The organism is Thiolapillus sp. (assembly GCF_048562965.1).
Lineage (GTDB): Bacteria > Pseudomonadota > Gammaproteobacteria > Chromatiales > Chromatiaceae > Thiolapillus > Thiolapillus brandeum_A.
In genome coordinates, this window is sequence record NZ_JBHNMF010000005.1 from 1 (window position 1) to 18676 (window position 18676).

The 18676-nt window shown below is 49.3% G+C and carries 10 protein-coding genes; 2 read left to right on the plus strand and 8 right to left on the minus strand.

Going from position 1 to position 18676, the window contains the following annotated elements:
* Nucleotides 1-170: 170 nt before the first annotated feature.
* Nucleotides 171-809: a helix-turn-helix domain-containing protein gene (locus ACOCD2_RS00725; RefSeq protein WP_293679476.1), complete on the plus strand. Its 639-nt coding sequence runs from the start codon at nt 171-173 to the stop codon at nt 807-809.
* A gap of 100 nt (nt 810-909) precedes the next feature.
* Here ACOCD2_RS00725 and ACOCD2_RS00730 read toward each other — a convergent pair whose 3' ends face one another.
* The 6 genes from ACOCD2_RS00730 to ACOCD2_RS00755 form a co-directional block, all read right to left on the minus strand.
* Nucleotides 910-6267 carry an FtsK/SpoIIIE domain-containing protein gene (locus tag ACOCD2_RS00730; RefSeq protein WP_293652328.1) on the minus strand — a complete coding sequence of 1786 codons (5358 nt, stop codon included), beginning with the start codon at nt 6265-6267 and terminating at the stop codon, nt 910-912.
* Complete coding sequence (locus ACOCD2_RS00735; protein WP_293652326.1) at nt 6264-7796, minus strand: hypothetical protein; 1533 nt, start codon at nt 7794-7796, stop codon at nt 6264-6266. Before ACOCD2_RS00735 ends, ACOCD2_RS00730 begins: the two co-directional genes overlap by 4 nt.
* On the minus strand, nt 7793-9625 hold the full coding sequence (locus tag ACOCD2_RS00740; RefSeq protein ID WP_293652325.1) for a hypothetical protein: 1833 nt from the start codon (nt 9623-9625) through the stop codon (nt 7793-7795). The genes ACOCD2_RS00735 and ACOCD2_RS00740 overlap by 4 nt, the downstream gene beginning before the upstream one ends.
* Before the next feature lie 536 nt (nt 9626-10161).
* Nucleotides 10162-11004: a phosphoadenosine phosphosulfate reductase family protein gene (locus tag ACOCD2_RS00745; protein ID WP_293652324.1), complete on the minus strand. Its 843-nt coding sequence runs from the start codon at nt 11002-11004 to the stop codon at nt 10162-10164.
* Nucleotides 11001-14396: an AAA family ATPase gene (locus ACOCD2_RS00750; protein ID WP_293652323.1), complete on the minus strand. Its 3396-nt coding sequence runs from the start codon at nt 14394-14396 to the stop codon at nt 11001-11003. Before ACOCD2_RS00750 ends, ACOCD2_RS00745 begins: the two co-directional genes overlap by 4 nt.
* Nucleotides 14396-15367 carry a DUF4007 family protein gene (locus ACOCD2_RS00755; protein ID WP_305802169.1) on the minus strand — a complete coding sequence of 324 codons (972 nt, stop codon included), beginning with the start codon at nt 15365-15367 and terminating at the stop codon, nt 14396-14398. Before ACOCD2_RS00755 ends, ACOCD2_RS00750 begins: the two co-directional genes overlap by 1 nt.
* 146 nt (nt 15368-15513) lie before the next feature.
* Here ACOCD2_RS00755 and ACOCD2_RS00760 point away from each other — a divergent pair, with 146 nt between their 5' ends.
* Nucleotides 15514-16698, plus strand: coding sequence for a cysteine desulfurase family protein (locus tag ACOCD2_RS00760; protein ID WP_293652321.1), 1185 nt, complete (start codon nt 15514-15516; stop codon nt 16696-16698).
* A gap of 46 nt (nt 16699-16744) precedes the next feature.
* Here the strand turns inward: ACOCD2_RS00760 and ACOCD2_RS00765 are convergent, their stop codons facing one another.
* Both ACOCD2_RS00765 and ACOCD2_RS00770 read right to left on the minus strand, forming a co-directional pair.
* Nucleotides 16745-17134: a hypothetical protein gene (locus ACOCD2_RS00765; RefSeq protein WP_419593847.1), complete on the minus strand. Its 390-nt coding sequence runs from the start codon at nt 17132-17134 to the stop codon at nt 16745-16747.
* Between the two features lie 345 nt (nt 17135-17479).
* Nucleotides 17480-18643 (minus strand): ribonucleotide-diphosphate reductase subunit beta, encoded by a 1164-nt coding sequence (locus tag ACOCD2_RS00770; protein ID WP_293646144.1) that lies wholly within the window; start codon nt 18641-18643, stop codon nt 17480-17482.
* Between the last annotated feature and the right edge of the window lie 33 nt (nt 18644-18676).

Sequence of the window (18676 nt, forward strand, 5' to 3'; positions counted from 1 at the left end):
GCTTCCGCAATAAAGAGCGGTTTGCCAATGCCATTTACTTCCATCTCGGCGGGTTGGATCTTTACCCTGATGGGATTACTAGATGATGGGCGCCCACTCAATCAGGGGAAGAGCCGAAAAATGAATTTGATTTGATAACGGAGATGGAAAGGGAGGAGCTGTTTAAGAGGTTGAACATCCAGGATCCGTATAAAGACAGATCGGATGAAGACCGAGCGAAAGAGTTGCAGATCAGGGTCTGGCTACCAAGCGATTTTCGGGAATATCACCAGTTTGCTGCCAAATTGGGCATGAAATTCAAAAGCTTGCGTGAAACGGCTAAATTGATTGGTATCAACAAGAACACGCTACATGATTACGAAACCGGGAAAAGATATCCTCCAGCGGAATTTGTTTTCGAATTTTGCAATGCACTTGGCTTGTCGCCTGAAAAGTTGATGAGAGACTGGATCGGGTTCCATCCAGATCCGATTATCAGCAACTATGTGACGGAGGGTCGCTATGCCCCGGAGTCTGTTTGGGAACCTCAAAGTGGTTATGCGGGAGAAGGTTTGCTGTCACCGGATGATGAGAATATTAGGCAGTTCATTGCCAATGCCTTGAAATTGTCGGCATTCATGGTGGACTTGGATCTATGGGAAAATAAAAAAATTCATAAAATTGCCTATTTAACGGCTTATATCATTCACGATGTCTTGTCCGAAGCTCTTCCGCTTCATCCGAAAAACATCGATACCAACCCATTTGCCTACAACATCAAGTTTCCAGATGGAGTCATTGAAAACAGTAATGTTGTTTCCAGAGAGTAGTTATGCCGATCCACCGGCAATCTTTTGATCGTCAGAAAACTCTACACTTTAGAAACTCAACAAAAATACTTTGGGGTTGCCTCCTATGGGTAAATTCCACTCAAAATGTCGAAGATCTATTAGGTCGATGATGTGCGAGCGAGACGATTCGAGCGAGCTCTTGAATTTCTTCTTCTGTCGCAAATGGAACTTGAGCGAGAATAATTTTGCCTTCTCCTGATAACTTTGCTGCGAGATGGCCTCGCCCCAAGAGTCTTTCAGCACCTGGTTCATCTAAAACTAGAATAGAATTTCGTTTGTCAGCAACTTTTAGAACAAGACGATTCGTTAAGTTGGCCCGAAGCTGCATGGGGAGTGCATCCTTATCTGGGCGTTGAGTCACGAGAACAAGATTGATCCCTGCGGCGCGTGCTTTCACACCAAGACGATTGGCATTGAGTTCGACGGCATCGCGATACTCTTTTATCATCATCCAATCGGCTAATTCGTCGTGGAACAGCCATATTCGAGGCAAACGCTCATCTGGTCCAACTTTCCTATTGTAATGAGAGAGTTTCGTTACTCCTGCCTCGGCCAATAGACGATTGCGGCGCTCCATCTCTTCTACAAGTTCTTCTAGCGCTGTAATAGCTTTTTCGCGCTCGGTAATTAGTTCACCGTCTAAGTGGGGCATTTGCCTAAGCCATGGAAAATCGATCCCAGCCTTTGGGTCAATCATGCGGATGCGTGCGCTACTAGGCGAATTCGTTGCGCAAATGTCAAGCAACAGGTTCTGCACGAGGACACCCTTACCACTGCCAGTTTCTCCAGCGATGAGTGTATGAGGCCCGTGGGGATGATAGCCGCCAAAGCCCTCTCCAACATTCAGGTAGAGCAGTGAGCCATCCGATTCGCATGCACCTAGGAGCAAGCTTGTATTGATGTCTGGTGCAGTAGCTGGAAGTTCTCGCTGCCGCCAAAGGTCTTGGAGCCGCAATATCGTCCTATGAGGCCTGCCCACCATAATGACGACTTCCATTGGAGCGGCTAGAACGTTAATGACGTTGATAGCGTGTGAAGTGAGTAGTTCTTGGCGGCGTCTCTCGACTTTTGGCACCGTAAGGTCGTCTGAACCACGGAATCGAACAAGCGCTGCATTCGGGGTGAGGCGCTTACCGACAAGCTCTGCTGTCATATCGTAACCGCGTAAAGCTCGCTGCAGAGCTAAGACAGTTTGATCTAACCACTGCTTGGCTTCTTCATCTTCAGTGTCAGAAGCCCTGCCTTGAGCAATCCATTCAGCAAGGGCATGAGAGGGCCACTGTGCTTCTATTTCGTTGGCGGCATGTTCAACTCCGCTTTCTGCGGATGGTTTGTCAACCGGCTTTTCGTTCTGTTCCTCGGATGTGGGAGGCGTAGCTGTGGTTTTGGCTATAGTTGGTTGTTCCTCAGCTTTTTCCGCTTGACGTTCAGTTAAAACACCCTGTGGCGGTTGCGTATCGTTCGTTGGTACATCGACTGCCTGAGCTTCATTTTGAGACGAGACGAGCGCATGGGTCCAGGTGTCCGACGAACCACCCGCAGTGCCCGTATTCATATCTTCTCCAGCCGCAAAATCACGAAATGCTTGCGCGACACCCGGCTTGTCGAAAATCTTCTGAACGCAATGGGGCATGCCTTTCAATGGAGTGCTACCACCCGCATCCACATATTCATCGTCATCATGCACAAAGACATGAGAAAATCCGGCGAGTTTGATTGTGACATTTCCTTGTCTGACTTCATCTGACCACTTGTGGAGATCCCAACCATTCATCAGAGACCCATCGAATGGCTCCATACCTTCAATCATGAAATCTCCAAGTCTGTGTAGCCAAATATCTCTGTCAATTCGCTTATGGTTCGGATCTAAGGCCCGTCCCAAACGAGCTGCTGTTTCTTCCAGCTGCTTAGCAGATTTCTTAGCTTGTGCTTTGTAGTCCTTGGAGTTGACATACTTTGCTTCAGAAATAGCTACCATAAGGATGGGCTTGCCATCCTCAATGCGCGGTGTAATTGCCATGATGTCTGCGATTTGCTCTTCACGCTGACCGAACCACGAAGCGAAGTCATCAAGGAAGTACCAGCCTATGGGAAGGGAGCGGCCATCCAAGCTAGTGCGGAGCTCTTCCATAGACAACACGATCCCAAGCAATTCATTTGCGTAGTGTCCGTACCTTGCTGCTCGCATAACGACCTGACCGGAAAGTCTGTTTGCTTCGTCAATAAGCCTATTAACAACGCTATCACCATTGTTGGCGATAATGTTCGGGTCAAGCCTATTGAGTCGTTCTCTCAACAAAACATGAAGAAGGCGTGGTTTAGATGTGGTGGATACAGTTATGTTTCGATTTATGTTGCGGTCATGAATATGCCGTATGACCTGGATGCCATTGTTTGAAAGGAGTCGCCTGTCAACGAGTTCGTCAAAATTTACGACCCATTCGCCGATGAGATGCGTTTGCCGAAACACATCTCCGATCTCGCTATTCCGAAATGTCACCTCTCGCGCAGGAATTACGTTTCCGGGGCGAGCATTGTCGCCTTCGAGATAGACGTGAATAGAGTTAAGGTAAATCTGCCCGGCGCGGGGTTGCGAAGGCGCAGCGAGATAGACAGAAGTAGCGGCATCAGCCGGCCCAACCGGACGCCGACGAGACCATCGGGCAGGGCAGTGGTCTTTCAACTCTGGATGACGATCACCCGGAGATTTCTTCCATTCAAGCTTGCTATTTCGCGCGACTACATCTTGTAAAGCAACAATGTCTGCCGTGCGGGCGATAGTGTCCTCTGGGATCTCGTTTGCATCTAAAAAGCCGACTCTAAGTCTGGAAAGAAAACTCCGTGCCGCCTCGCTTGCCATTACCGAGCCGGATTCTTCACTGACAGCAACATTTTGCTGCTCATAGATGCGGCGCATTTTCTTGGGATCGGAGTGAGTAAGGAGCAAATCACACTGAAGTTCGTTCTCCCGCTCCACTTTGCTCGACAGCTCAGAAGCAAGGGCGCTCGGAAGTGCTTTCGATTCTGCGTTGTATAACACGACAGAGAAATTGCTGCGTTCATGAGGTAGTAAGCTCAAATACTGCTCACCCACTGTGCTGAATGCACGGGCAGCGACACCAGGGTCAATATCGAGGGAATCGTCACCGTTTGAATGTGTTTGCTTTTGCGGAGGCTCACAGAGTGTGTAGTCGTAACGTGTATCAGCCGCCGCCAGTAGGATAGCGTCATCGCCATAGAAGCCAACGCAAACCTCTGGGTAATAATTTGAAAGCAGCTCACGCTGAACCTGTCCAAACAGTAAATCAGCTCTGAATATGTCGTCTTCGTTAGCGTGCAGGACTTTCTTGATTAAGTCAGTCGCCTGTTTTGCCTTAACCTGAATTTCGGCCAACCGCAGCGGATGCCAGGGCGCAATAATCGCAGCGGGGGAACCTGCACCGACAACGCTGACTCCCAATCTTAAAATCTCTTTCCACAATCGGTCTCGTGCAAGGTCATTGCTGGCGTGGTTGTTTAGGGCTTCGAGGAGACGACCATACGCTTCTGCTTGTTGTAGAAACGCTTCGGAGTTAAGACCTTCGCCTTCTTGTGTAACCCAGTGACGTATTGCGGTTGAGTATTGGCCTAGAAACTCATCAAACGCAGAACGAATGGCAGAAGTATCATTTTGGCCTATGATCCCAGAAAGTTCGTCTAAGGCAGAAAGAAAGGCGCTCCCCCGATCAGCACTGTCACTATTTGGAGCGACTAGCTTTCCGTCATTGCCATTGGTGACGTCGCGAATTGTATTAACGTCATCTAGTGAAATCCGTTGAATAGCGCCTTTGGCACTAACCGATTGCCGTGTTATGTCTGCAGTTGGCAGAAGTGCATAGTCGTTGTTGAGGTTAGCGATGTTGACTAGGTCGTCGGGCATGGATGTAGCTAGAGCATCGACTGGCATCTCCCAGAAAAAGATTAGCCTAGCATTCAAGCCGTTTGGATCGAGAGAGACCTCAAACTTGATTGTGCGTGCGTCACGCGACCTAGATGTGACTTTTACAAGATCATCGTCCGGATAAGGGAAATAGAAATCTTCAAGCTTACCGAAGTCTAGTTCGACATCATCACCAAGAAGACGATTTAGGCCTCGATAGCGAAATGCGAAATAGCGAGCGACGCGAGCATTCTTACTTCTCCAAAAACTTTTTTCTCGGGATTTTGGAATATGAACTTTGATTTTGTTGTTTGAGAGTTCCTCGCCAGACGTCCGATCCCTTAGTTTATGGATCGTCCCAAGTAGCCCTACAAGAAAATCATAGTAGGTTAGAGGGTTTCTGAATATATACCGCTCCCATTTGCTGGAGAGCTTTTTGTCTCGCGCAAGATGTTCACGGTGAGATTCAAAGAATTGTTGGAGATCTTCTGATGGCTCTTTTGGGAATGACGCTGCAAGCAAAGATCGCTCATCATCATCGAGTTGGTCATCGAATTCTTCATCGAAAAATTGGATGGTTTTATCACCTAGTGATTGTACAGAAGTTTTTGTAACGCCCTCGAATAGGTCTGAGATAGTTCTCCAGTCCAAGCAAACCAACATAGCTTGCTCAATCGACCAGTTATCTAATGTTGGATCTGAATCCAAAAAGTCTTGGATGACTTCTTTATCTGAATCATCAAGCCTATCTTGGATCTCAGCAAAGTTATTCCGGAGCTGATCGGAAATTGGGTCTCCTTTTTCGTTCTCCTGGACGAGCAGCGGACGGACCCGAGTATGGAGGCGGCGAAAGATCTTTGCCCATTCCGCTTTTGAGTTGCGCTTTTTGTCAGGTATACGATCAAAAAAACCTGAAAAGCGCGGCAGCCGAAGGCTCGGTAAAGCGTTATCGATGGCCTTCTGAAGAGGCAAGCCCTTGGTTATTATGCTTTCTCCGATTGCTATTACGAAGTCAGAAAAGGTTTCGATAGTACGGGCAGCATGAGTCTCATTCGCTGCTCGCAGTGCAGCCTCTAGATGCGTCCTCTTGGTTTTATCAAGGACGGCGTGAGTTAAGCCGACCTTTTCAATCCAATAAGAATATTGCCCGCGTAAGGTGTCGCTTTCTATCTTGGTGATCTTTTCAACACTTTTATCATTTCGCTGAAGTTCTTCGTGCGAGGCGGCGAAAAGGACAGCGCGCTTCCCTTCTGTTAGGCGGCAATGTCGCCAATGAGTGATAGACTGATTGCTGCGATTTGACTGGGGGAGTTGTTGGTCAGGGTCAAAAATCGGAGATATCTGGACGAGCACCTCATTATTAGTACCAGGATCTAAAATTGCTGCTTCTGCAATTGAGCGGACGATTGACTCTTCTAGGCCAAGCATACAAAAGCGCTGAGTCCCTTCCTTTTCCTGAGCGAGTTGTTCCTTAATGAACTCAAGGGCGACTGCCGCGATCAATTCGTTCCTTGTCATTGGCAACTCCTAAAAGGGTTTTCGACGTATGCACAGTCGTCTGAAAGGCGGCGGAGAAGGCCCAGTGTGCGAAGTCGTTGTTCAAGTCTTTGCGTGTTTTGCATGAAGGCGTTTTGGTCGGTTGGGAGCGAACCGAAGGCTTGTTCTGCCTCTGCCACACCGACTACCAAGCGGAACTGGTTGTAAAGCTTCGCCAGAAAACGATGGTACTCTTCGCGGTCTTCGTCCACCGTGCACATGACCAAGGCCTTCAAAAGCGAGTCGTCGGGCGAGTACCAGGTGCCAGCACCTCGTCTGGATACGGAAAGCCCGATTTGGCGCGTCCATTCTCCATGGACTTTGGCGACGTGTTGTTGATGGCGTTTTTCGGCGTAATTCCGTAAGGAATTAAAAATAGTCTGAGGGTCACCTGCAGCCGGGCCATCGTCTGGATTCCAGGCATAGCGCTTAGTGAGAAAATCTCGGACAGCATCGGCAGGAGCGCGTGCCGCTAGAGCATCTTTCCATTCTTGTTGGGACTTTGCCGATTCGACATACGCGCGCACCGCGCGCGTGGATAGCTTTCGGTTTGCGCTAAAGTTCTCAACAGACAAGTCAAAAAGGGTCGTCTTGCGCGGGGCGGCGATCTCTAGAACGAACTTGGGCTCGGTTTTTTCGCCAATCTCTTCGTGAGCGCGACGGAGCATATACAGAAGCATGTGAAGGGCGGATAGCCGCATCAAAGGATCTAGTAGCGTTTCTCCTGGGAGGTCGAGTTTCAGGAGTTGAAGCCAAGTATCCGCAAGCGCGGAATATTCTTGGCGGCATGCAAATGGCAGATAGCCAATCGTGCTAGAAACGCTATTAGAGTCAATTCGATGCCCTGAGGGGAGAAGGGCGGTTATTACTCGATTCCAAGGGTCATCTTCTCGGAGTAACTTGTCGGAAATGAGCTTGGCAATGTCTGGGCCAGAACCGCTGCGATTTAGCATTAGGTAGAGAAGTTCGCCACCGCGTGCAAAAAATCGGCGATCCGGGCTCGAATTAACGTTTCCAGGTAAATCAGCATAAAGGCAATCTGGGCCGTAAGGAAAAAGGAACTTGGAGGTCCATCGCCGTTGGCGGTGTGGTTCTACCGCCGTTGTCTGAAAGAATTCAATTATTCTGGCTAGTCGTGAGAAAGACTCGACCCGATCTCGTAGATAGCTATAGTCAAAGTCAGATGAAAACTGCTTTAGCCAGGCGTTCCATCGTTCGCTATCAGAACGGCCAGTGTTCTCAATATGCTGAATATGCGGATTGTTAAAAACGAGTTGTCGCAGCGGTATCGAGCGGGGAATGTAGTATGTGAATGTCTCGTGGCTCCCTTCTTCTGTGTTTTCGTTCAGTGCAACACTTTCGCCATGCCGCGATCGAAATACAGCCAAGAATTCAAGAAAAACTAGCCAAGGGGTTTGGTCGTTATAGAATCGGTGGCCCCAAATGGCTTCGTCAACCCAAACATTAACATCACTTTGATACTTTGCTGGAGCTTCTAATCTAGCCATCATGCACTTACCCTTATCCGGAACTTGTCGGGTTGTGCCCGGCCTCGCTCGTCGACCGTCAGTGCTTGCAGGCTAATTTCGCCTGAAGATGGCGGTTCGCCGATTAGTGTATCGAGTCGTTTGATGACACGCAGTTTGAAATCAAGAAAATCCTCATGACATTGGCGTGAGAAGCTAGCTGGTAGACTGCCGTGTGCAACACGCGTCAAATACTCAAAGTGGATTAGCTGTAGGTCCAGCGAATCTACGACTTTGTCATCGTCAGCAGGATCGATAATGAGAAGGCGAGGAGTGGACCCATCCTTGGCAAGCCGAAAAGCAACATAAGGATCACGCCTTGTTTCGCCTGTCTGTAGCTCATAATTGAGCAGGGAGGCGATACGGCCTCGGCCATTACCGCCCGATGATGCTAGATAGAGCGTAGTGCCATCATCTATCATCATTCCGCAAAATGTTCTGTTAAGGCCGCGCACGAGTATTTCTATGGTGCATGAGACATCATCACCTGCAGAGAGGCCAGCGATGAATTTCAAGAACACACCAGATGATTGATATACGGTTAAGCGCCATGGATTTAGAGAAATTTCATCGGATAGCGTAAAGAAGAGTCTTTGACGTTGTCTTGATAAAGCGCGCATGAACTCGTCTATGTTCTCACGCTCGCCTTCTAAATAATCACTCAAATAGGGTTTGTATGCTGTTGCGCCATACTCTTGGTCATTCGCAACGACGCGATTATAAAGCGTAGTTTCTTCTTCGTAGGGTCCGTATATCAATAGGTTATCAAAGGCGTTATCGGTTTCTCGACCGATACCGAACGCTTCGAGTGTGGTAAATACGTGATATTGTTGCCGCTGCCGCTCGGGAAGATTTGCACCAAATACATTAGCAAAAGGATTGGTCAATCGATAATCACTCTTGCGTGCGCGATTCTTAGCTTTGCGGCATGTCAATAGAGGTTGGCCTGGCTGAAGGCGATCTCCAAGAATAATATTTATGCCCAGCAAGAGAAGGTCACGGATGGGCAAATGCATGCGATTAGCACGGCAAAGTTGGAGTAATGCTCCGAGCCGTTGCCGAAACATAGAATGATCGGATTTCGCACGAAGACGTTCTCGATTGATACGGATTGGGCAAGTCGTGGAACCGTCTTCATTGAGGAGTTCACACCCCTCACATTGAGACCATTGCGGATGTTCTACAATCTGCTCGATGAGTTCTTGGAAGTGCTTGGAAGCATCTAGACGGCTTAGGTTGTGTAGATCGAGGATAAGTGTATCGTCTTGTGTGCGATCCTCAACGAGCATAGACTCTATCAACTTGAAGACACTATGCGCTTCTTTATCCTGCGTATCTGACCAATCTCTCCATGTCGCTAAAAGCTGACCGTCATTCGCAGCGACAAGAAATACATTGTCAGTATTCTGACCTGTTACCGATAGCGCTAGGTTAGGCAGTAGTGTGTCCTTTTCCTGTTGGGTAAGTTCGCTAAGGTCCTTGACTATAGTTAGTGTCTTATTAGAGTTGGGAAGGTCGAGAGAAAGAATCTTCTTGCCTTGTTGCCATTCATCGTGATCGCCACCGAAATCTTCCCAGATCCGCCGGCAGTGGAAGGTCTTTCCGTCACCGGCAGTGCCCGTGAGAATCACATTACGGGGCGTGGAAGAAGAAAAGTTAGCCCTAACTTGTTCTAGTCTAGCGGGTTGGATTTGAATAGCTGGATCTATTTGGTGTCTTTCGATTTCTGTCTGAATTAACTCATCATACATATTATCACTGGCAGCGATCGGGCCGTAGTGACGCAGAAAAGCAATTAAACTATTATTAGGCATCTTGCTACCTCCTTGAATGCCGGAAAAAGGAGGTTGTGGCCAAGGAATGACCGATAAGTCTGCAGAAAGTAGGTTGGTTCCACATTGTAATGTTCTGATTTGAAGGGTTATTTTTCACTAGAACCTCCAGTACTTTCTTTTCTATTTGACATCTACTGTGTGAATCAAGGGGCCGATTCAATGCTGTATCGAGGTCATGTGTTGAACCTGATGATAGCCTACCTATATGGATAGACCCAGACTGTCGAAGTTGGCTAAATTCGTCATGTGTGCTCACACTCAATGTAATAGAAAACCTGACATCGCTCTCTGGATTCTCCTTTTGACACAATATAGTACGCTCTTTTAAGACCATACTATTTTTTTCACCATTAGTATGCTTATCCAAGGGCTATATCCTAATTTCCTGTACGGCATGGTCAGCTGGTGGTCTGGGTGTCGTTGGTTATGCTATTGCGCTATTAACTAAAATAAATTTCTGAAATATGGCCGAGCCAACACAGGAATATACCTTGGCCTGCGTAAACGTAAATCAGTTACTTATGACACGCCAGACAAACTTTTGCTTTTCCGTATAAATCATCAATATCTAGTGGTTCTTTATCTGGTCTTAATGGATTGGGTTGAGCCATGGAGCGCATGCGTGCCAGCCGTCGCTCGTGGTCTTGTCTGATTTGTGCGATGCGATCCGGTTTCTCCAACTCTTCTAGCGATTCGCCCTGGCTCCATGTAAACGGGGAGCCATTCTCAACAGCGTCCTTTTCATACGCTTTAGCCTCTTCAAATGCTTCAGGGTGCTGTTCTTTGAGCCGCACCCACTCTATCTTCTGCTGGAAGAAGCAGAAGGTGCAGCCGCTACGGGTCCGCCATGAATAGTACTTCGGTAATCCAAGTCCAGCTCCATCGAGGATTTCTATAACGCCTGCCTTGTCGACACCGGCCTGTTTGAACGGTAACCTGATAATCAGTTTGTCGTGTTTTGATGAATAGCCTTCACGATATTCCTCATCGCTTCGAATTGCAACATAGCTATAGATTGTAGCTCCTTCTGCAAGCAACGGGCGAAGCCAGTGTTCAAACGGGCGCAACTTGAGTTGCCGTGTGCACCAGCGTGTCTGCGGTGACGGCAGGAAGTTGTTGTACTGTTTGAGCCAGAAGTCAAAATCTCGGTCTGGGTTCAGGCGGAGAATTGGCTTACCGAGGAACCCTTCAAGCCGCCCGAGATATTCGTACACCTCGGGCAATTCCTTGCCTGTATCGGTGAAAAAATATTCAATATCTAGCTCGGGATAGTGTTGTCGCATGTAGACGGCCAACGCTGCGCTATCGCGTCCGCCAGACAGACCAAGAACATGTTTCACGATATCGTTTGTAGTCAAGATGCGCCCCCCCCTTTTTTCGTTTTTTGTTCTGGTGTGGGTTCCTGAATATAGCGGGCGCTAAGTTGCGCCAATGCTGCAAGAATAATATTGCGGCTTTTTGTATCAGCTTTTTCTTTTTCTAGCGTACTAGCTACACGCTTGATGAGGCTATTTACGGCAACACGATCAGAATCAGCGACTGTAAATTCTTCCATAAGCGGCGTAGGGTGACTATCCAGGCCGATAACAACCGCCACCGCATGACGTTTATCTTGGCGCCCTTTGACGCGTGCATAAGTTTCGGCCCTTAGGAATTTTTGTGCCATGTCGGCAAGCTCAATCATGGCTTGGTCGAGATCGGGATCAGTCCAGTCGCGGGGTGGTTTGTTCGCGATGAGGCTGGCAATGGCTTCGAAGGTCTCATCTGAACCGTCAAATTGTGCAAGCCGACCTATGAAGGCGTTGAGACGAAAGTCTCCCGTAAGCTGTTTGATGTTTTCGGCGCGTGTGCGCAATTCAGCTAGCGACTGAGGAGATTCGTTTGGCACCTGTAATTCTGAAAGCATGATGTCACGCAGGCGGTGCAGCATGGAGGGATACGCCTGAACCAGTTCCTCTAGGCCATCGCGAACGTTTGCGATGATACGGTGTAAATCATTGTCGGTTGCAAGTGAAACATCTTCGCCGAGTGTTCCTGGAATGTCGTCGAACAGGAATTGGTTCGGATCATGCGCGCGCTTGAACAAGTCGCGGATTTTCACGGCATTGGCTGACAGTCGCATCGTGCGCGTGGTCCATCGTGGGAGCCGGTCGTAGATGGCGACGAGTCCGCGCCCGACATCAATGGGCTCTAGGTGCGCAAGCTCGTTCGATTTGTCGAGATCGCGGACGATTTCCGCCATATCTGACAGCAGGCGACGTGCAACATCGCCGAGATCCATCCATCGCAATTGGATGAAGCGCGGATCCTTGGCAAGGTAGTCTACGTCCACGTCGTCAAACTTCGCTCTGAATATGCCGTCTCGGTAGACGGCGATCTTGTCACGCTGCGACATCACAAAGGCGACAGCGAGGATCGGCATCATGCCATCTTTTACGCCGAAAGGGGGCTTGCGCCAGAGCTCGAATAGTTCAGATATAGCAACGGTGCGTGATGCATGCTCCTTTATGTAATCGAACGCGGCGTTCCACATTGGTGCCAAACAACATGGATCGTTGCCGTTTACCGGTGCAACGAAATGCCACCCACTGTCGTTGTGCGCGTAGAGCCCCGTCGCCTCCAAAATAGAAGCGAACAATCCGCCTTCGGCTGGAAACCCTTCAATTCCAAGGCGCGGTTCGCCCTCGTTCAGGACCATTCGACGTAACAAGATATTCTGCGCCGCGATGGCACTACTCGATGGCTTTTGGCGGTTCAGCAATTCGTTGTGCAGTATGGGTGATGCAGCAAAGCGGGAATCGGCTAGCTTGGAAGCAGCGTTGTTCAATTCAGCTTGTCTTAGATGTTTTGAGCGATGTTTTTTTTGAAACCATACGGCGCTGTCTAACGCCTTATGCAACTCTGTTTCCAGCAGTGCTTGCAGTGATGCGAGGCGAGCGGAGACCTCTCGACGAGCCACGGCATCCCCGGCGAGTTCCGGGTGATCATTGCTGACGTTATGGAGCGCGAAAAGCTCACGGGCCAGCGGTACAATGGCCCATGACTGTTTCGAGATTCCGACGACGATATCCCACGCATCGCTTTGCCGTGCCGCCTTTCGGCACAGGTCCTCGGCATGTTCTTCGCTTTCACCCTCGGTCGGAATGGCTAAAAGAAACTGGCCGACCGCACCGTTTTGGGGAATGAGCTTGGCGGCTAATTTGTCGATGCCGCTGACCGGAACGACGTTGACGTCGAACCACCGAAGTGCGCCTGTTTTATGGTAATGGCGTTTGGCGAGGATAGGCTGAAGGCCAGCAAGGGCTTTGAGTTCCTTGAAATCGATTTCGTCGATTTCATCAAGGGCAGCGCGAACTGCTGCATCTATATCGAAATCGCTACCGGCGAATATAGCGCGGGCGTTTACAAACTTCTTGAAGATGGTGAAAGACCAAGTGTCTAGCTGCAACAGCGCTTTATCGAGTGCCTTCGCGGATGTGCCTGGAAAACAAGTGCGCAGAAGCTCGGAGTTTGGAACAAGCCCAGAGCGCTCCTTAAATAAGTCGATGACGGCAATTATTTTCAAGAGCTTTATATGCTGGACTTCACTGCTGATGGCTTCGCAACGTTCGATCACTTCCGCAGCAAGTGCCCACCGGTGTCCATCGGGGGAAGCGAGAATGGAGGGCTCAAGATTTGCACGGAGATAATCCCATAACTGCTCAGTGCCGTAAAGCATGCCGTTATCAGCATGTTTCAGAAAGTCTTGAAATCCGTGCGGCTCGGATGAATTAAGAAAACCAAAAATGCTTCGCTGGTTCTGACCAAACCGCCGCCGGGAAATTGGCCCTAACAGGCAGGCTACGATAGGATGTAGTGGCCAGCATGCTTCCAGCATAGTGGCTAGACGGCGGGTATCGCCAGCACGGTTCTTGTGTACAAATTTAGAGACGGTGACTGCCAATGGGCCGGGTTTCTTTGGGTGGTGATCACTTATGATGGCGCGCGAGATCAGGTCGATCTGTTCTTCGCCCTTGGTGTTAATGATAAGATCAATGAAACGTCCCTGAATCTTTGCCCATTCGTCACGCATTTCGTGTGACAGCCGGTGAGCGTATTCCTCAAATGCTTGGTGTAAAATGCCGACAACAAGAAAACGTCCTTTGCTCCGCGATGCAATTTCGGCAAGCTGCTGGAGAATGTAAATATCTGAATCATTCTGCGCGGCTGCTTCAAGGAATTTGCCCATCTCGTCGATGAACAGGATCACCCCACCGTGCATTCTTGGCTTTTCGGCAGCAACCTTCGTTAGAGTAGCGATTAGCTTGCGCTCGGTCCAACCGCCACGTGGTCGCCGGGTTACGAGTCCGGCTTCTTTTATGGCTTCTCCTATGACGGTGACAGGATTATCACGCCGCGCAACGACAGGAAGAATGCGCCACCCTTTCGTTCCCGTGGGCAATGTGTTATGGATTTTTTTCACCAGGGCAGAGCCAAACACTTTTGTTGCTTGCTTCTGTAATGCGGCGTTGCCGTTAAGCAAGGCGCTGAGAGCTACAACAAGGCTAGATTTGCCGCTACCGTAAGGTCCTGTCCATGTGAATGCACCTTGCCCTGTTTCGGAAACATGTTGGGCCATTATCTCCAGGATATCGGCTGAAGACTGTGGACAAACGAAGCCATCAAGAGCAGCAGTCTCTCCTAGGTCAGTGTCGATTCGGATTGACTTTAGGAAACGTCGGGCTATATGGACACGCTTACTCAAAGACATCAGGCGACTCCCTTTCTGGGAACTGCGTCGTAATCGTGCGGAATCCAGGATAGCGCGTTTTGCTCATTCAGTTCGATATTGCGCACGACCTGTTTAAGTCCAGCAGTTTCTGACCATTGCAGCGCACCACCCGTGACTTCATCGAGGATAGCGAGGCGGTCAGCAACATCGTTTTCCTCAAATTGAAACACGCGACCCGGACTGCCGGGTGCATACATAACGGCCTCGAAGGACAAGGTTGATGCATTTCGGGCATAACGTGACCAGAAGTCCATTAGCGCATAGGTGAATGCGCCATCTCCCAATGTTGACTTAGGACCGCGTACGAAGCGGAACCCGTCCTTCTTCCCAACAGCTTTAATTAAGCCAAGTTCGGTCAGGGGTGATTCAAGCGCGTCGTCATGCCCTGTTTTTCCTGACGGTTGTCGGGCGACGTAGGTGCGAATGAAACAGGCGATATCGTTCTTGATTGTTGTATTGGCAACTCTAGACCAAGCGTGGTCTTTGGCAAGTTGCGTGAGCCTCTTAATCAGCCCATCCCGGTCAAAAGTGATAGCAGGGTAGTGGCTGAACGCCCAGAACCAAGTTGTCTTATCGGCATAAGCAGCCAACTGCCAGTGGATCAGCCAAAGCGTTGTAGGGTATTCCATAAATGGGTCGAGACCCTTGGGGGCGAATAGAAGGCGACCGAATTTCTTAGTCCTCACGGAATTAGGCTCGGGTTCTTCGATTATGCGGGCGGCCTTAGCCCAATGACGCATAGATGCAACCATGTTCTTACCGACGCCAAATCTTGCGATGGCATCGTCACCCCAACAAGCAGTTCGATTGCGAGGATCTTGCTCGGTTTCCGCGACACGATCAAAAACCTTTTTCAACCACCCATAGCGCAAAGGGAAGGTTTCATGCCCCGAAAACTGAGGTTTGTATTTACCCTGATATAGTGGTCCGCGCGCCATGTTTCCGTCCATTACTGGATGAAGTCTCCAGGCAAAACTTTAACCGGGATGCTATGCTATCGTCAAGTTACTTGCTGGAGCAATCCTCCAGGAACTTAGTCATGCTTCTCTGTCGATTTAAAATCTTGGTGAGCCGTAACGTATTTTGTTGATTTTCAATGAAAATAAGAGACATTATTTATTTAGATCATCAGTCCACTACGCCGGTTGATCCGTCCGTTTTGGCGGAAATGAGACCGTACTTCTTTGAATTGTTTGGAAATCCCCATTCGGTGGAACACTATCTTGGGTGGGAATCCATGCGGGCTGTCGAAGAGGCTGCAACACACATGGCGCGACTAATTGGTGCGGATGTTGATGAAATTATATTCACCTCTGGCGCGACCGAATCAAATAATCTGGCTTTGCTTGGTCTTGGTAAACGCGGTTATGGTAATAGGAAGCGCCATCGAATTCTAATTAGCGCTATCGAACATAAATGTATACATGCCATCGGCAGAATACTAAAAGAACAACATGACTATTCCATTGAACAGATTCCTGTTGATGGCAAGGGGTTCGTCGATTTGTCTGCGTTAGAAGATTCTTTAGATGATGATGTTCTGCTTGTGTCGGTAATGGCGGTGAATAATGAGGTTGGAACAATTCAGGAACTAGAAAAACTATCGGAACTTATAAGATACCACGGGGCTATATTTCATTGCGATGCAGCGCAAGCACCACTTGGAATGGATATAATTCGTATTGCAGAACAGGTCGATATGCTTTCCCTCTCAGCACATAAGATGTATGGGCCAAAGGGAATAGGTATAATCTATATTTCGCGTGATTTACAAAGTAATATTGAGCCACTGATTTATGGTGGTGGCCAACAAGATGGACTTCGCTCCGGGACTATGCCAGTCCCCCTTTGTGTTGGGATGGGCGCAGCAGCAAAACTCATGATGAACGATAAAACTGAAGAAAAGCGTGCGCAATTGCGTTTTCTTCGAGATACCTTTGTCGACAAACTAAATCAGTTGGCGTGGCCTATTATGGTCAATGGTCCAGATGGGAAAAGTCGACATGCTGGTAACGCAAACATTCGATTTGTCGGTTTTTACGCGCATGACATATTAAATATTCTGCAGCCCCATCTTGCTGCATCAACCGGGTCTGCATGTTCCTCGGGTATCCCCGAGCCATCTCATGTATTAAAAGCTATTGGCCTTACTAGCGACGAAGCAGATTCATCCATACGTTTTAGTCTCGGATTGAGAACAACTCATGAGGATATCGATAGAGCGGCGGGGTTAATAGAGGATGCGCTAAAGAGAATATCAAAGTTTGGACATACCACATAATATAGTTGGCATATGGTGTTGCTTAGCTAACGATTGGTGATTGTCCTCAATCGTTTGGATTTCGATATCCTAATAAAGGAAAGCCGCGTATATCTTGAATTCTATAATATATTGAAAATATTCTATATGCTATTTTCTCTCCAGTGGAGTTTCTTATTCTTTTCATTGTGGCTTCAATATTACCCTCGTACTCAGGTATCTGAGAGTTATATTTTGTGCTTTGCTTTATAATCCATTCAAAGCCCGCTTGTAGCTCTTCCGGAAACTCATGAGGTTGTAGTGGAAGAAGTGTGCTGATGGCTTCTGAAAGACGTTTCCTTACATCTCCCCGCCCGATGCATAAATACTTCACTGCGAGGTAAACCCTTTCAACGACGGATTCAGCTTGGTTTCTGGTTATTAGGTCAGCTGTTGTTCTTGTGCCATAATCTTTCATATTGTTGCTTCTACTGGGTATAAGGTGGTGGCGAGCACTGGCGTGAAGCTCGGGAGCGTGCGTCTTTCGTGGACACAATCCAATTAAACGAAGAGGGATCTTCCTATCGCGAGTTTACCCGGCAGCAATTGCAGTGACGTCTGTGCAAGAGCGGGTGGCGTGGTTTATTAACATCAAACTCCGGCAAATCTGAAAATAAGAAAGTAAAAAAATGTTCTCGGCCACTACAAATCCAGAAATAGCCGCCGGAATGGCGGCGAATCTGGATATAGCTGCCGGGAGCCTGGATTTAAGTGTGGAAAATCTAGTCGAACGGTTGTGCCTACGCCCGGGCCTGCGCAGGACTCAATCCCAACTCAAAGCCCCCCCCGTCTGGTACTCGGTAACGGTCGTCTCGAAGAAGTTCTTCTCCTTGCGCATGTTGGCCTGTTCGTCCAGCCAGGGCAGGGCGCATTCGGCGCCGGGGAAGGGTTCTTCCCAGCCGAGCTGTACGGCGCGGCGGTTGGCGATGAAGCGGAACTGTTCCATGTGGTCTTCCTTGCGGTAGCCGAGGATGGGATCGCGCAGGATGTAGCCGGCATAGTTGTCTTCGCAGGCGTGGGCTTCTTCCCACATTTCCCTGATGGCCTTGGGGTCGAGGCTGACTTCTTCCTCGTGGATGATCTGCTTGACCACGCGGATGCCAAAGGAGGCATGCAGCACTTCGTCGCGCATGATGTACTGGAACTGCTCGGCGGTGCCTTTCATCAGGCCACGGCGCTGCAGGGCGAAGATGGGGCTGAAGCCGTTGTAGAACCAGCAGCCTTCGAAGATGCCTGCGAAGAAGCTGTAGGCCATGACGAAGTTTTCCAGCTCGTCGCGGTTGGTGAGATCGATGTCGGTGCGCAGCACGGATTCGAGACGGCGGTTGGCCATCTGGATCTTGCCGTTGATCTCCGGCACCACGCGGTAGCGGTTGTAGATCTCGCTCTGGTCCAGGCCGATGGTTTCGATGCAGTGCTGATAGGTCCAGGTGTGCAGGGCTTCTTCATACACCTGCCTGGCCTGGTAGATCTGGAGTTCGGGTGCGGACATCTTTTCCATTACCGCCAGGCCGATGTTGCGCATGGCGAGGATGTCGGAGGTGGTCAGGTAGGACAGCACGTTCTCGTACACATGGCGTTCTTCCAGCGTGAGGTTGTGCTGATGGTCCTGCACGTCCTGCGCCATGTTGATGTCCAGGGGCGTCCAGTGGTTCTTGTTGGCGTTGAGGAAGTATTCCCAGGCCCAGGGGTACTTGAACGGCGCCAGCTGGTTGATGTCGGTGAGGCCGTTGATGACGCGCTTGTCATCCGGGTTCACCGGTTTGATATCGACAGGTGCCGGAGCTTCGGGCGCAGCACTTTCTGCTGCGGCAGGCGGAACCTGGGTGGCGCTTTCAGGAGCAGGCGGGTTGACGGGTGCTTCTGCTTTCACGGGTTCCAGTTTGGCTTCTTTTGCCGGAGTGAGGGGGTCGTCCCAGTTCAGCATGGTGTTTCTCCTGTGTTCCGTTCAATTCGGTTC

What these genes read in the sequence shown, in the direction of transcription:
- ACOCD2_RS00730 (WP_293652328.1), bottom strand. Translation starts at nt 6,267, where the DNA reads ATGACAAGGAACGAATTGATCGCGGCAGTCGCCCTTGAGTTCATTAAG.
- ACOCD2_RS00735 (WP_293652326.1), bottom strand. Translation starts at nt 7,796, where the DNA reads ATGATGGCTAGATTAGAAGCTCCAGCAAAGTATCAAAGTGATGTTAAT.
- ACOCD2_RS00740 (WP_293652325.1), bottom strand. Translation starts at nt 9,625, where the DNA reads ATGCCTAATAATAGTTTAATTGCTTTTCTGCGTCACTACGGCCCGATC.
- ACOCD2_RS00750 (WP_293652323.1), bottom strand. Translation starts at nt 14,396, where the DNA reads ATGTCTTTGAGTAAGCGTGTCCATATAGCCCGACGTTTCCTAAAGTCA.
- ACOCD2_RS00755 (WP_305802169.1), bottom strand. Translation starts at nt 15,367, where the DNA reads ATGGACGGAAACATGGCGCGCGGACCACTATATCAGGGTAAATACAAA.
- ACOCD2_RS00760 (WP_293652321.1), top strand. Translation starts at nt 15,514, where the DNA reads ATGAAAATAAGAGACATTATTTATTTAGATCATCAGTCCACTACGCCG.
- ACOCD2_RS00765 (WP_419593847.1), bottom strand. Translation starts at nt 17,134, where the DNA reads ATGAAAGATTATGGCACAAGAACAACAGCTGACCTAATAACCAGAAAC.
- ACOCD2_RS00770 (WP_293646144.1), bottom strand. Translation starts at nt 18,643, where the DNA reads ATGCTGAACTGGGACGACCCCCTCACTCCGGCAAAAGAAGCCAAACTG.